At 41.0% G+C, this 14,542-nt stretch carries 10 protein-coding genes; 3 read left to right on the top strand and 7 right to left on the bottom strand.

The window, feature by feature from the left end; translation table 11 throughout:
* Window positions 1-4: 4 nt before the first annotated feature.
* From gspE to gspC, 3 genes are read right to left on the bottom strand one after another with little or no spacing between them, the layout of a single operon-like run.
* Window positions 5-1,591: a type II secretion system ATPase GspE gene (gspE, locus tag LP316_RS04620; RefSeq protein ID WP_193022909.1), complete on the bottom strand. Its 1,587-nt coding sequence runs from the start codon at window positions 1,589-1,591 to the stop codon at window positions 5-7.
* Between the two features lie 10 nt (window positions 1,592-1,601).
* Window positions 1,602-3,716: a type II secretion system secretin GspD gene (gene gspD / locus LP316_RS04615; RefSeq protein ID WP_226960803.1), complete on the bottom strand. Its 2,115-nt coding sequence runs from the start codon at window positions 3,714-3,716 to the stop codon at window positions 1,602-1,604.
* Window positions 3,717-3,738: 22 nt separating this feature from the next.
* Window positions 3,739-4,668: a type II secretion system protein GspC gene (gene gspC / locus LP316_RS04610; RefSeq protein ID WP_193022908.1), complete on the bottom strand. Its 930-nt coding sequence runs from the start codon at window positions 4,666-4,668 to the stop codon at window positions 3,739-3,741.
* 145 nt (window positions 4,669-4,813) lie between these two features.
* Here gspC and LP316_RS04605 point away from each other — a divergent pair, with 145 nt between their 5' ends.
* From LP316_RS04605 to pckA, 3 genes are all read left to right on the top strand, one after another.
* Complete coding sequence (locus tag LP316_RS04605; protein WP_193022907.1) at window positions 4,814-5,227, top strand: RNA-binding S4 domain-containing protein; 414 nt, start codon at window positions 4,814-4,816, stop codon at window positions 5,225-5,227.
* Between the two features lie 5 nt (window positions 5,228-5,232).
* Window positions 5,233-6,093, top strand: coding sequence for an Hsp33 family molecular chaperone HslO (gene hslO, locus LP316_RS04600; protein ID WP_193022906.1), 861 nt, complete (start codon window positions 5,233-5,235; stop codon window positions 6,091-6,093).
* Between the two features lie 299 nt (window positions 6,094-6,392).
* A complete protein-coding gene (gene pckA / locus LP316_RS04595) occupies window positions 6,393-8,003 on the top strand; it encodes a phosphoenolpyruvate carboxykinase (ATP) (protein ID WP_193022905.1) in 1,611 nt (536 codons plus the stop codon).
* Between the two features lie 77 nt (window positions 8,004-8,080).
* Here the strand turns inward: pckA and envZ are convergent, their stop codons facing one another.
* The 4 genes from envZ to LP316_RS04575 all read right to left on the bottom strand — a co-directional run bounded on the left by envZ (window position 8,081) and on the right by LP316_RS04575 (window position 14,521).
* Entirely contained in the window at window positions 8,081-9,373 is a 1,293-nt protein-coding gene (gene envZ, locus LP316_RS04590) for a two-component system sensor histidine kinase EnvZ (RefSeq protein WP_193022904.1), read from the bottom strand.
* Window positions 9,374-9,402: 29 nt separating this feature from the next.
* Window positions 9,403-10,128: a two-component system response regulator OmpR gene (gene ompR / locus LP316_RS04585; protein ID WP_193022903.1), complete on the bottom strand. Its 726-nt coding sequence runs from the start codon at window positions 10,126-10,128 to the stop codon at window positions 9,403-9,405.
* 212 nt (window positions 10,129-10,340) lie between these two features.
* Window positions 10,341-12,494, bottom strand: a complete 2,154-nt coding sequence (locus LP316_RS04580) for a tetratricopeptide repeat protein (RefSeq protein WP_193022902.1) — start codon at window positions 12,492-12,494, stop codon at window positions 10,341-10,343.
* Between the two features lie 11 nt (window positions 12,495-12,505).
* Window positions 12,506-14,521, bottom strand: a complete 2,016-nt coding sequence (locus tag LP316_RS04575) for a DUF3857 domain-containing transglutaminase family protein (protein ID WP_193022901.1) — start codon at window positions 14,519-14,521, stop codon at window positions 12,506-12,508.
* Between the last annotated feature and the right edge of the window lie 21 nt (window positions 14,522-14,542).

Genomic DNA, 14,542 nt, shown 5'->3' with positions numbered 1-14,542 from the left:
ACGGTTAATCTTCTCGAGTGACGCGCAAAACTTCTTCGATGGTGGTTATACCCGCCATCACTTTTTCAAAGCCGTCTTGACGAATACTTGGCGTGGTTTTGCGAATGTGTTTTTCTATCGCTTGCTCACCTTGCCCATTGTGAATCAGCTCTCTCGCTCTATCGTCGACAACCAGTAATTCATGGATACCGGTTCGACCTTTAAACCCTTTAAAGTTGCACTCACTGCAACCTGTGGCACGATAGATGGGTCGTTGATCATTATCTGCTAACTGCAGAAGTTTGCGCTCTTCACTATCAGGCTGATGGCTTTCTCGACACTCAGGGCACAAGGTACGAACAAGACGTTGCGCTAACACACCGAGTAAACTCGAGGAGAGTAAGAATGGCTCAACGCCCATATCTTCCATGCGAGTAATCGCACCGGCGGCGGTATTGGTATGTAGCGTTGATAACACTAAGTGCCCCGTTAAACTGGCCTGCACACCTATTTGCGCCGTTTCTAAGTCACGAATTTCACCGACCATAACAACATCGGGATCTTGACGTAGTATCGCGCGTAAGCCACGCGCAAAAGTCATATCTACTTTCGTGTTTACTTGCGTTTGACCAATGCCTTCAATGGCAAATTCAATGGGATCTTCAACGGTTAAAACATTGCGCTCGCGCGAATCAATTTGGCTCAAGCCAGCATACAAGGTGGTTGATTTACCCGAGCCCGTTGGGCCGGTTACCAAAATAATACCGTGAGGCTTGTCGATGAGTTCTGAGAATAAGGCGCGGTTTTTATCCGTCATACCTAAATCTTGTAAATCTAGGCGCGCAGCATTTTTGTCTAACAAACGCAGCACTACACGCTCACCGTGCCCTGTAGGCATAGTTGATACACGAACATCTACCGCGCGACCAGCAATTCGCAACGAAATACGACCATCTTGTGGAATGCGCTTTTCGGCAATATCGAGCTTGGCCATAACCTTGATACGCGAGACCAATAAAGACGCCAATTTGCGATTCGGTTTAAGGACTTCACGTAAGACACCATCTACGCGGAAACGAATTTGCAAGCTCGATTCAAAGGTTTCAATATGAATATCAGAGGCGTTCTCTTTTATCGCTTCTGAGAGCATAGCATTGATCATTTTGATGATCGGGGCATCATCCTCATTTTCCAATAAGTCTTGCGTTTCGCCTACTTCGTCGGCTAATGAATACAAATCGACTTCATTGCCAATATCTTCCATCATTTGCTGTGCTTCAGAAGAGTCTCGTTGGTAAGCCTGTGTCAACATTGCCTCAAACTCATCAGCTGACAAATAGTGGATAACAAAAGGCTGCTTTAACACGCGACGCACTTCATTGAGCACGTTGACTTTTGTTTGCGCCAAACAGTAGACTTCAAACCCTGTTGCTTGCTGTTTAACCAAAACACTATTTCGTTTGGCAAAACCAAACGGCAAACGATAGGTAATCTGATGAGCATCTGCTAGCTCGACTGACTCAGAAAATTCGCCATCATCGCTAAAGGCCTCAACACTTTGCTCAATCGCTGCTAACTCTTCATCAGGTGTTGGCTGTGATGTATCACTCATATCTCAACACCTATTGCTTTTTCTTATCTGCGGCTTTTTCTTGCGCTTTGTCTTCCATATATTCGTCAAACGACGGTGGCAAGGTCAGTTTATCTTGCTCTTCCCACTTTTGGAGTAATGGTAGCTTTTCGTCATCCATTAAAGACAGCCCTTTTTCACGCTGCAAAATTTCCTGCGCTCGCATGAAGTTGTATTTGTTCTTAGTCACTTCATTCATGCTGTCGCCATCACGAAGAATTGTTGGACGTAAGAACACCATTAAATTGCGTTTGCGGACAGTGTTACCGGTCGATTTAAACAGATGACCAATAAGTGGAATATCACCTAATAACGGCACTTTTTGCTGACTTTCTTGAACGTCTTCGTCAATTAAACCACCTAAAATTACAGTATCGCCGTGATCAGCCATAACGGTTGTTTTTATTTCGCGTTTGTTGATTGCAATATCAACTCCCGTGGCACCGCTAACCGATGAAACCTCTTGCTCAATGGTTAGTTGAACACCAGAGCCTTCATTGACTTGCGGGGTTACTTTGAGCTTAATACCAACTTCTTGTCGATCAACGGTTTGAAACGGGTTGTCGTTATTATTCCCCGTTGTTGAGCCAGTAATGATTGGTACTTCTTGACCGACAATAAAGTAGGCTTCTTCGTTATCTAACGTTGTAATACTTGGTGTTGCTAAGATGTTTGAATTGGTGTCAGTGCTGACCGCTTGAATTATAGCGCCCCAATCGTCTTTCATAATACCAAACATCATACCACTAACAGAGCCTAACGCTTGGGCTAACAATGAGTAATCACCTTTAATATCAGGCTCTTGGACACCTGGAGAAATAATATTACCGGTATCTGGGTGTAAAACGGGTGGCGTGTATTTACCTGGGGTAGACTGAGCAGCCTCAACACCTGCGGCAACTTGTGAGATGGTTGCAGGACCATTATTAAACTGAGTAAAGCCACCCTCTTCGGTATACCACTGAACACCTAAGTTGATGCCATCTGCTTCGAAGACTTCGACGATAATCGCTTCAACTAATACCTGAGCACGTCTAACGTCTAATTGACGAATAACCGCTTCTAGTGAACGCAACATGTCTTGCTGGGCAGTAATGACGACAGTATTGGTATCAGCATGTGCTTCGATTGAAATATTGCGCTTTTTACCCGAACGACTAGTGGTTGACTTACTGGCATTTTCATCAGCCTCAATTGACTCACTAACGCCTTTTAAAACGGGCACTATATCTTCAGCTTTGGCATACTTTAAATAATAGACGCGGGTGTTGCCGTTAGTTTCAAGTTCAGCGTCTAAACGCTGAACCAATTTAACCACGCGATCACGCGCTTTCACTTCACCAGAAATAATGACGCTATTTGTTCTGTCGTCCGCGACAATTTTTGGGATCAGGAAAGTCGGCGTTGAAGCCGCTTTACTTGCAGTAACCTTATTCATCGATTCAATAATGCGTACCATATCGCCAGCAGAGGCATGCTGTAAGCGAATAATCTGGACGTCTTGGTCACCGGCTTTGTCAACTTTTTCAATGATTTTAACGATGCGATTAACCACAGCAGCTGTGCCTGTGATCATAATGACATTAGCTGGGTCGTAGTTGGTCACGTTACCACCACTGGCTTGGTCATTTAACTGACGCAGCAATGGCACTAGTTCACGCACGGTAACATTTTTCACTTCAACCACACGCGTGATCATTTCATCACCCATGCCGGCATTAACTTCATCAACAACCGGTATTGATGAACTTTTGGCATCTTTTTGGCGAATGATTTTAACGATATTGTTGTCCATTTCGACAGCAGAGAAACCGTGGACTTCAAGGACATTAAGGAAAAACTGGTAATATTGCTCTTCGGTCAGTAAATCATAACTGCGAACATTGACCGTCCCTTTAACTTGTGGGTCGACGATCATGGTTTTTTGCAAGTTTTTGCCAACGGTATTAATAAATTCAGTTATTTTGGTATTTCTAAAGTTTGGCGAAAACGTGGTCGGCTCTGCTGCTTGTAACGGCAAACTCAATGATACCGCACTTACTGAAATTGCAGTCAGTGCCGAACAGGCCATAGCTTTTAACAAACTTGCGCGATTAGCTGTGCGCATTGATCTAATCCTTTTCTTGAAATCAATTAATACTAAATAGAATTTCAGTTAATTCACCGCCTCGGTCGACGAGCAAGGTGATTTCTGATTCTGTTCTCAATGCTTTTAAAGCATCACTCGCTTCTTGTGGCGAGGTTAAGTCTAAGCCGTTCATCTGTACGGCAATATCACCTGGGCGCAGGCCTGATGATTTAAAAAATTCAGGGTTTTTCCCTGGATTCAAACGATAGCCAAGTAATTGGCCACCTTGGCGCTGTGGTGCAATGGTCAAATAGTCGACAATTTTTGCAGGATCTTTTGTTAAGTCTTGCTTTAACACCGTTGCTTGTTCGGCGAGTGCTTGATTCTCACGTTGATCAATGACTTGGCCTGCTTGCCTTGATGGTTTGCGAACTGGCGCTGATGGGCGTGTTGCTGACGCCGGCGTTTTGTTGTATTTAACACCATCGAGCATCAGTGTTTCCAGTGTGCCCGACTGTTTAATCAAAACTCGATCACTGTATACTTGCTCTAAAGTTGCCCTTGTTTTTTCAATTTTATCGCCGATGCCATAAGTATATTGACTACCACCGCTTTCAATTATTGCTGAGGCATAACGCTCATCACTACTGGCAACCACGCCTGTAAGGGTTAAATTGAGGCGAGTTTGCGGTGCATCTTGTACTTCAACCACTTTCGGCTTTTCATCTTGGCGATTAAATTGACCAAACAAGTTTAGCGCTTTAATACTACCAACATCGACAGCAGCATCAGACGACTGTGCAGTGCTATATGATTTGGCTACGGGCAATTGATTAGTGGTAGTGTCATTTGGCACCAACTGCCAAGTCATTTTGGCAAAGACAAAAGCAATGTAGACCAACAAGGCACCACTAATGACATTAGCAAGTGTTTTCTGTGGCACTTTTTCAAATGCAGATAATAAAGGTTTAATGGTTTGTTGGAGTGACATTTCTTATAATAGTTCATATTTATTGTCTTTATGCCGCTTTGATAATACTTGACGTTTTACGTATCAACAAGCACCTATTAACGATTATTTCGAGTGTATCAAAACAAAGTGACAGCAATATTAACAAATTTCGACATGAGGATTTATGGCTAAAAATAATCCCAATAACGCCATTGAAAATACACCGACTCGCCTCGATAAATGGTTGTGGGCAGCGCGGTTTTATAAAACCCGTGCGATTGCCAAACAAATGATCGATGGCGGTAAAGTGTTTTATAATGGCCAACGCACTAAATCAGGCAAAAACGTAGCGATTGGCGACAAAGTAAGAATACGCCAAGGCTATGATGAAAGAGAAGTGATCATCGTTGCACTCGCCGATAAGCGAAGTAATGCAACATTTGCCCAAACCTTATACCAAGAAACTGACGCAAGTATAAAAACGCGAGAAGATAACGCACTTGCTCGCAAACAGGGGATATTATTTAGCCCCGCAAGTGAAACCAAACCCGATAAAAAGCAACGTCGACAAATTCGACAATTGAAAGACAGGATATAGCCGTTATGTCAACGCAAGACGTTTTACACCGTTATTTATTCGACAACATGCACGCTCGTGGCGAGCTAGTGCAATTAGAAAAGACCTATCAAGACATTATTGCAGACCACAACTATCCTGCGGGTGTAAAAGCCTTGTTAGGTGAAATGTTATCGGCAACCTGTTTACTCACCGCAACCTTAAAATTTGAAGGTGAAATTACTGTGCAGTTACAAGGTGATGGGCCAGTAAGTTATTTAGCGATCAATGGCGATGACCAACAAAATATGCGCGGTGTTGCCAAGCTAGCACAAACAACTCAAGCCACAGGCTTAAAGGCGCTGATAGGCAAAGGCACTATGGTGATCACCATTCGCCCGAAAGCGGGTGAGCCATATCAGGGGATTGTCGCATTAGAAAAAGATACCTTAGCCGATTGCTTAGCGAATTATTTTGAAACCTCAGATCAAATTCCTACGTCTGTGTGGTTATTTACCGATATTGAGCAGGGCAAAGCTGCGGGCGCATTAGTGCAGCTATTACCCGATAGCGAAGATAAAGAACAACAGTTAGCTGATTACAACCACTTGTGTCAGTTAACTCAAACCATTAAGCAAGATGAAATTTTCTCACTAGAGGCGCACGAGTTACTTTATCGCTTATATCATCAAGAAGAAGTGCGAATCTTTGAACCACAAACGGTTAAGTTCCGCTGCTCTTGTTCTGAAGAAAAGGTCTTAACGGCGATCAGTCAACTCGGTCAAGAAGAGATCGCAGATATCTTAGCTGAACAAGGCGAAATCACGACAAACTGTGACTTTTGTTTAACAACTTATCGTTTTGATCAAAGCCACTTTGCTCAATACTTTAGTGACAAAAAACATTAGTTATTCACTCATTTTGCATAAAGGGCGCTTTTTGCGTCCTTTTTTATTTCTCAAGCCTTGTCATTTGAGCACTTTCTGAAATTAGAATTTCAAGTAAAATTATTCAGTTTGTAGTTTTTTTACATACAAAAATATGCAAATCAAGCAAACTTTGTTGTAAAAGATGAAAACTTTCAGTCACAAAAAATTATTGCTTTTTTTTTAACAAATAATCCCCTAGAATTGGCGCCCTCAGAGAGATTAGAAATCTCTGGAACATAACCATTACTTTTATTTATACCCATTGGAGAGTATGAACTATGTCAACTGTGGCAAAAACGATTGATTTAACTCAATACGGCATCACCAACGTATCTGAGGTTGTTTACAATCCGTCTTACGATTTATTGTTTGAAGAAGAAACGAAATCTAGCCTCGAAGGTTATGACAAAGGTTATGTTACAGAGCTCGGCGCTGTTTCAGTTGACACCGGTATTTTTACTGGTCGCTCACCAAAAGATAAATACATTGTTCGCGATGACGTAACACGCGACACAGTATGGTGGGCAGATCAAGGCAAAAACGATAACAAGCCAATGACACCTGAAACTTGGGCTAGTTTAAAAGATTTAGTGGTTACTCAATTATCTGGCAAGCGTTTATTCGTTGTTGATACTTTCTGTGGCGCAAACGAAGATACGCGTTTAAAAGTTCGCTTTATCACTGAGGTTGCTTGGCAAGCTCACTTCGTAAAAAATATGTTCATTCGCCCAACTGACGCAGAGTTAGAAAACTACGAGCCAGACTTCGTTGTTATGAATGGTGCCAAAACAACGAACCCTAACTGGCAAGAACAAGGCTTAAACTCAGAAAACTTTGTTGCGTTTAACTTAACTGAAAAAATGCAGTTAATCGGTGGTACGTGGTACGGTGGTGAGATGAAAAAAGGTATGTTCTCAATGATGAACTACTTGTTACCACTGAAAGGTATTGCCTCAATGCACTGTAGTGCAAACGTAGGTAAAGATGGCGATGTAGCCGTATTCTTCGGTTTATCAGGTACGGGTAAAACGACACTTTCTACCGATCCTAAGCGCGAATTAATTGGTGATGATGAGCACGGTTGGGACGACAATGGCGTATTCAATTTTGAAGGTGGTTGTTACGCAAAAACAATCAATCTTTCAAAAGAAAACGAGCCAGACATTTACAACGCTATTCGTCGCGATGCGTTACTAGAAAACGTGACAGTAGATGAAAACGGCAAAATTGATTTTGACGACAACTCAAAAACAGAAAACACCCGTGTTTCTTACCCAATTCACCACATTGAAAACATTGTTAAGCCAGTATCTCGCGCCGGCCATGCCAAGAAAGTAATCTTCTTAACAGCCGATGCCTTCGGTGTGTTACCGCCAGTTGCCAAGCTAACACCTGAGCAAACTGAGTACTATTTCTTATCTGGCTTCACGGCTAAATTAGCCGGTACTGAGCGCGGTATTACTGAACCGACACCAACATTTTCTAGCTGTTTCGGTGCGGCGTTCTTAAGCTTACATCCAACACAATACGCTGACGTTCTACGCAAGCGTATGGAAGCGGCTGGTGCAGAAGCATACTTAGTAAATACTGGTTGGAATGGCTCAGGCAAACGTATCTCAATTAAAGATACCCGCGCTATTATCGATGCCATTTTAGACGGTTCAATCGAGCATGCCGAAATGGTTGAACTGCCAATGTTTAACTTAAGCGTACCTACAGCATTACACGACTGTGATAGCAACATTCTTGATCCGCGTAACACTTATGACAACGCGGCAGATTGGGAAAGCAAAGCTAAAGACTTAGCAGGGCGTTTCGTTAATAACTTTGAGAAGTTTACTGATACGCAGCACGGTCAATCATTAGTGTCTGCTGGCCCTCAGTTATAAGACACACCTGTTAAAGACAAAAAGCCGCATTATGCGGCTTTTTTGTTTCTAGTTAAACTCGCGACTCTGTCTACTAACTATTTTATCGGCAGTTTTATTGTCGCTTGTAAGCCACCTTGTTGGCGATTGGCTAGCGTAATTTGGCCACCGTGAGAATCAACAATACGTTTGATAATTGCCAAACCCAAACCTGAACCTTCTGTACCGCGCGCTTTGTCACCTTGGGTAAACGGTTTAAATAACAGCTCAATATCCTCTGGGTTCATGCCCTCGCCTTCATCTTCGACATCGATCGCGACCATTTTGGCTACTTTATCATAACGGGTAGAGATATAGATGGTACCTTGAGTATAACGCAGTGCATTTTGTACTAAGTTGACTAAAGCGCGTTTGATAGCGATGTACTTGATTGGCACCAACGGGGTTTGCGCCAGATTTACAACAAACTCACGACCTGAAATACGCTCAGCTAGCACCACTTCATCGACGAGTTCATTAACATTGGCAAGCTCGCGTTTGTCTAGTGTATCGTGGCGGATATAATCAATAAACTGATCGATAATATTATTCATATCCTCGATATCGCTTTCGATACCTTCCTTTAAGAAGGACTCTTGATCGGACATCATTTCTGTTGCAAGACGAATTCTCGTGAGCGGCGTTCGCAAATCATGAGAAATCCCCGCCATTAATAAGTTGCGATCTTCTTCCAAGCGTTTAATGCCCTTAGACATATGATTAAACGCATGCGTCACGGCAACAACTTCACTCGTTCCCTGTGCTTCTAGAGGCTCGGGAAATTCACCTCTACCCACTTGATTTGCCGCCCGCTGAAGTGCCCGCAAAGGCCTATTGAGTTGCCGAACAAACAGCCAACCACCGACCACACTCATACCACCGATCACCATCAAGACCACAATCAATGGCAACAGGTTTGCTTCTTCTAGCCCAGATAATGGTATTTTTACCCAGAGTGATGGCGCTTGTGGCGGTCTGATCCAAAACAGGTATTCTTCGCCTTGAGAAATCCGCACTTCGGCAGGGCCATTGAGTAGTTTACTCATTTCCATCGAGCGATAAGGGTAATAGTCAGCATTGGCTAACCCCAACTGCATAGCTTCGTGTTCGCGATAAACACCAATACCCGTTTCTCGATGAAATGCCTGCGCCATTTGCGGGCTCATCACCACGTCTTTAATATCAATAAAAACGACGCGAATTTGTTTTGCCAGTAACTGGTTAATTTGCTGTGAGCTCGGTTGAATGATGTAAATAGCCATCGAGGCATAAGCGACAATTTGATTGACCAACAACAACACACCGATTAACGATACAGTTTGGCCAAATGCACTGCGCGGCATTAACTTCATCAGGATACCTTATTAAAATACTGGCTCAACTATGCCACTTTTTGCCCGTCAGGAACAAACACATAACCCAAACCCCAAACCGTTTGTATGTAGCGTGGTTTGGCAGGATCGTCTTCTAACATTCTTCGCAAACGCGACACTTGAACGTCGATACTGCGTTCTAGGGCAGAATAATCACGGCCGCGTGCAAGGTTCATTAACTTATCACGAGATAAAGGTTCACGCGGATGTTGAACAAGTGCTTTTAAAACGGCAAATTCACCGCTAGTTAATGGCATATTGGTATCGCCATTTCGCATTTCACGCGTTGCCAGATTGAGTTGGTAGTCACCAAAGGTGACGATATTTTCTTCAAGTGAAGGCGCGCCTGGTGCTTCTTGAACTCGGCGTCTTAATACCGCTTTTACACGGGCGAGTAACTCACGCGGATTAAACGGCTTTGGCATATAATCATCGGCACCTAACTCTAAGCCTATGATACGGTCAACCTCATCACCTTTTGCCGTTAACATGACGATAGGAATATCATTATTGTGTTGGCGTAAACGACGACAGATAGACAAACCATCTTCACCCGGTAGCATTAAATCAAGTACAAGTAAGTGGAAATTTTCGCGCTCTAGCAAGCGATCCATTTGTTCAGCATTTGCCGCACTTCGTACCACAAAGCCCTGCTCCACTAAGTAGCGCTCTAGTAAAGCTCTGAGGCGCATATCGTCGTCAACAACGAGTATTTTTGGCGTTTCTTGACCCATAACTTATCCATTAAGTTGTTTATTATTACTTCACACTATAAGTGAAAAACATGAATTGCAGAAACAACAAAGCCGGATTTGACTCCGGCAAATTGTTACAAAATATAAACTTTAGCGAATAAGGGCATCGATATTAAGATAAAAATCATCTTAATATGAAACATTTAATCGGTACTACCTCCTCTATGTAACAAACAGCTTTAACCACTCTGTTACTGAAGTAACCCTCGATAATTTGAACAGCCGATATCGTAACCGCCACTACAAGCTTTCAAATATAGCTCTTTTGCTTTAGAAATGTTTTGCGGCATACCATTACCATGTCTATACATATAACCCAAATTAGAACAGCTCATCGAATTACCGGCATCGCAAGCTTGCTTATAAAGCTTAGCGGCTTGGCCATAATCTTTACTAACCCCCCTGCCTTGTTCATAGGAATTAGCCAAGTTATTACAGCCACCCGTAAATCCATACTGGCATGCTTTATCAAAGAGTTCGTTGGCTTTATCAATGTTTTTGCTAAAACCTTCACCATTGACGTAGTTGTTACCTAAGTTCATGCAAGCTTTTCCATCCTTCAGATCACAACTTTTTTTAAACAGCTCATTAGATTTCTCAACATCTTGTTCTGTACCATTTCCAAAGAGATACATTAATGCTAAATCAGTAATGCTCTGTGCATGGCCTAAATTTGCTGCCATCGTGTAATAGTGAAGCGCTGCTTCATAATTTTGCTCAACAGCAATACCATTTTGAAAAAAGACAGCTAGATTTCTTAGACAATTCAAATTAGAAGCTTTTGCACACAAAAAGTACCATGAGATTGCGAGCTGCTTGTCTTCTTCGACAACTCTACCGATGTCATTAAAATACCCGATTTGAAGTTGTGAATCAGGGTAATAATTTAACGCAGCATCGTTATATGCAAAGTAGGCTTTTAATAAATTTTTCTCGCCAAAGTAGCCATATTGATAGGCATTCCCGAGTAAATGGTTGGCCAATGGATTGCCTTGATTTGCTGATTTCTCAAGCCAAAGTTTTGCCTCATTCCAATTCTCGCTCCCCTTCTGGCTTGTTGTTAAAAGAAAATTTGCATAACTTACTTGAGCAGTGTCTAAGCCATTTTCTGCGATCCCTTTCAAGCGTTGAATAATTGCTTCTATTTTTCCTAAATCATTTTCATCGACTGTCTGTATATCTAACAAAACAGTTGTTGCTTGAGCTTCTTGATCACCATGCGCTGCAGCTTGATTTAGGTAATATCGATATTTTTCTTTATCTTGAATTCCCAAAACATCATTGTAAAAATATGCCAGTTTATGCCATGCCTGACCAGGTTCGAGTTTGCCTTCAATTGAAGACATGAGCTGCAGGCCGAGTTGTTTACTTTTTTCAACTTCAAGGCCTTCCATATAGATAAATGCTAATGCGATACTAGCATCGACATACCCCATTTCTGCAGCCTGAAAGAAAAAGCTTGTACACTCAGATCGCAAAAGTATCGTTTGTTTATCACTGTGACATAACATACCAAGGAGATAATTTGCGACAATGCTTCCATCTTGAATCGCATCTAAGTATAAAACCACCGCATCATCATATTTCTCCTCTAACACTAATATTTTAGCCTTAGCAATTTTGGCGTTTGTGTCTGTTTGAGAGAAAAAGTCTATAACTTCTGTTTGTAGTAAATTATTGAGAGAAGCAAACGGATATTGAATATCAAGTATTTCATGAAGGAACTTATTGTTTTCAAAATATATTTCTTTTTGAAAACCTGTTTCGGGGTCATTAACAATATAGATGAAGTACAAAGCTTGACCAAAATGTTTTAATTCATAGTAGCTATCAACAATTTCATAACCAGCTAGCTCAACGATATCTGAAGCATCACCCCAGGTAGCAATTTCATATGCAGAATAATAGTTTCGTCCATCACCGTTCGAAAGAATACCCGTTAATAAAAAATCTATACTAGCCGCATGAAAATCAGCTTTATCTGAAACGCCCATAGATTCATAACAAGTTTGAGCCGAAATATGAGGCTTAATAGACCAAAAATTTAGCTGTGTGATTTCTTCCCAGTTGATATCTTCACATTTAGCCTCTCCACTAAATAGCTTTTGAGTCACTTGATGATACTCATCTTGCTTAATACCCGAGTTTTCTATTTGATCTGACTTTAAATACGCAAACCAAAGTTCATCATAGGAAACTGAATCTGGTGACGATTTAAACTGATTTAACAACTGGTAAAAGTTTTTATTTTTGTCGAAATTTTCTTGTTTACTATCACTTGAAGTCGATGCGCATCCTGACAAAATAAAGTAAATAACAAAGATAAAATACCTAGGGGATAACATAGAAATTCCTTTTATTGATTTTTCATTAGCATTTTTACTAAATTTTTAGCTCTAGTCGTCTTATCTGATTCAGACAAATTTTGCCTGAGTAATAGTGGATAAGTTAACGAACTTTCAATACCTTCAAGTAAACTGGCATACTCATGAAATTCACTTGCAGACACTTCAGGCAAAAGTGATCGGTATCCATAGTTAACGAAAATACTATTTTCTCGCTTCTCAATCCGACGCTCGTACGTAAACCATTTATTATCATTATTTGTTATTTCTACATCCTCGTACCAGAGAATGTTTTTAGCTGCTGGCACTATAATTTGAATATCCATATTAATGTCTAGATAGTACGGTAATATAAATGGCGCACTTCTGTTACGGGTATTGGGCAACCAAATGTTATCTAAAATCTGATGAGCGTATACAAAGATGTTTTGGTTTTGCGAAGACTGATTAGCCAACTTCAAAATATAATAGCTCTCAGTCGTAGTTAGTTTATTAAGACTTTCGTGCTCTTTTACTACTATCGGCTTTGCTGTTTCTATCTTTGGGAAATATTTTGAAAAATAGTTGAGCTGATCTTTAGTTAAAATGTTAATTCCCACACCATCAATATAATTACGCACTAGTTCTGCTTGCCAACCTGAATACTCAGTTTCAACAATAAGTTGATTTCTACCAGAGTCATCATCGAGTATTAATTTTTTCGTAACATTTATACTACTCCTAAGTTGATTGTTATCGTGGGGCTCAATTGAGGTTAAGCGACTGGTGTTATCCTTAACTACAAGCCCCCAATAATAATCAGGAAACGACATCTGCTCTAAACTTCCTCTTTGGTTGGAAACTGTAGCATCAACCCAGTAGCTTTTTTCATCTATCTCAAAAGTCACTATGACGTGGTTAAATGCTCCAGGCGACGGGGTCTCATTTGGCAAATTTTTGGAAGTTGTTGTGGATACAAGTACAGGGTAAGCGTCGATGTTTAATTGCTTTAAAACGGCAATAAGCAGTACGGCCTTATCCTTACAATCACCAAACCTTCGGTTAAACGTTTCTGATGGCGAGCTTGGTAAATGGGAGTTTACTCCCATCTCTATGCCAAAGTATCTAATGTTATCTTGAACCCATTGGGTCATTAATGTTGCTGTCTGCAAGGTGTTTGAGGTTTTACTGCTTTCAATGAGGCGAATTAACTCTTTAGGTAGCGTTAGCGATGTATCATACAACTCCATTGCCCAATCATTAACATCTTCCCACCCTCGATATTGTGAATAAGTGACATATGCATAGGGGGTATACCAAGCCGGCATATAATCATCTTCCGTTACCGCAGCAACGTTGCGTTGAATTAAAGAGTATTCGCTAAAATCGCCTGCTCTCTTCTCCACTATTTTTTTACTACTATTATGGACATTAACCTCAGTTAATTCATTGGCATTGGTGACCAATCTAAATTGGGTTAATGCAACGGGCACCCCCCAGTTTAAGGGACTATAGCCAAAACTCTTCTTACCCAAAACAGGATTTGATCCTGTAATTGTGTAACTATAGTTAATAATGTCACCGACTCGAACGTCTTCCAAAATAAATAAGGCTACCCAATTTTCACTATAAATATTTTCTTTTAATTGTTCTTCTTGTTGAAATACCTTTAACTTAGATTTATCTATTTTGTTAATTAACTTCCCATTTCTTACAATATCGATAGTGTGAAACGTTAACGTTTCATATTGAGGGGCGAATATAACTTCAATTTGCGAGACATGCTGAAGACCTTGCTCACTTATTGGTTGAGAAGAATATCTAAAAAACTGCTTTTTAATTGAGGTTCTGATATCTACTTGGTTATCGAAGAGTAAATAATTAACACTCGCATCATTAACTGATTGTGGTACATCATGGGGTTTAGTGTCACTAATCCAGCTCTCTGTTTTTGCGAATTTTACGTCTGGTATATCAGCGGCAACCAAAAAAGTAGGAATATAAAAGAATACAAGGAGTAATAGGGTTTTGAAAGTAACTGTCTTCACGAAGAAAATCCATTTTTTTAA

This window comes from Thalassotalea sp. LPB0316, assembly GCF_014898095.1.
In the GTDB taxonomy this organism is placed as follows: domain Bacteria; phylum Pseudomonadota; class Gammaproteobacteria; order Enterobacterales; family Alteromonadaceae; genus Thalassotalea_G.
The sequence above is the reverse complement of the archived record's forward strand: the minus strand, read 5'-3'. Positions and strand labels throughout refer to the sequence as shown.

Coding starts and splice junctions, on each gene's coding strand:
- LP316_RS04605 (WP_193022907.1), top strand. CDS start 4,814: ATGGCTAAAAATAATCCCAATAACGCCATTGAAAATACACCGACTCGC.
- gspD (WP_226960803.1), bottom strand. CDS start 3,716: ATGCGCACAGCTAATCGCGCAAGTTTGTTAAAAGCTATGGCCTGTTCG.
- gspE (WP_193022909.1), bottom strand. CDS start 1,591: ATGAGTGATACATCACAGCCAACACCTGATGAAGAGTTAGCAGCGATT.
- envZ (WP_193022904.1), bottom strand. CDS start 9,373: ATGAAGTTAATGCCGCGCAGTGCATTTGGCCAAACTGTATCGTTAATC.
- ompR (WP_193022903.1), bottom strand. CDS start 10,128: ATGGGTCAAGAAACGCCAAAAATACTCGTTGTTGACGACGATATGCGC.
- hslO (WP_193022906.1), top strand. CDS start 5,233: ATGTCAACGCAAGACGTTTTACACCGTTATTTATTCGACAACATGCAC.
- LP316_RS04580 (WP_193022902.1), bottom strand. CDS start 12,494: ATGTTATCCCCTAGGTATTTTATCTTTGTTATTTACTTTATTTTGTCA.
- gspC (WP_193022908.1), bottom strand. CDS start 4,668: ATGTCACTCCAACAAACCATTAAACCTTTATTATCTGCATTTGAAAAA.
- pckA (WP_193022905.1), top strand. CDS start 6,393: ATGTCAACTGTGGCAAAAACGATTGATTTAACTCAATACGGCATCACC.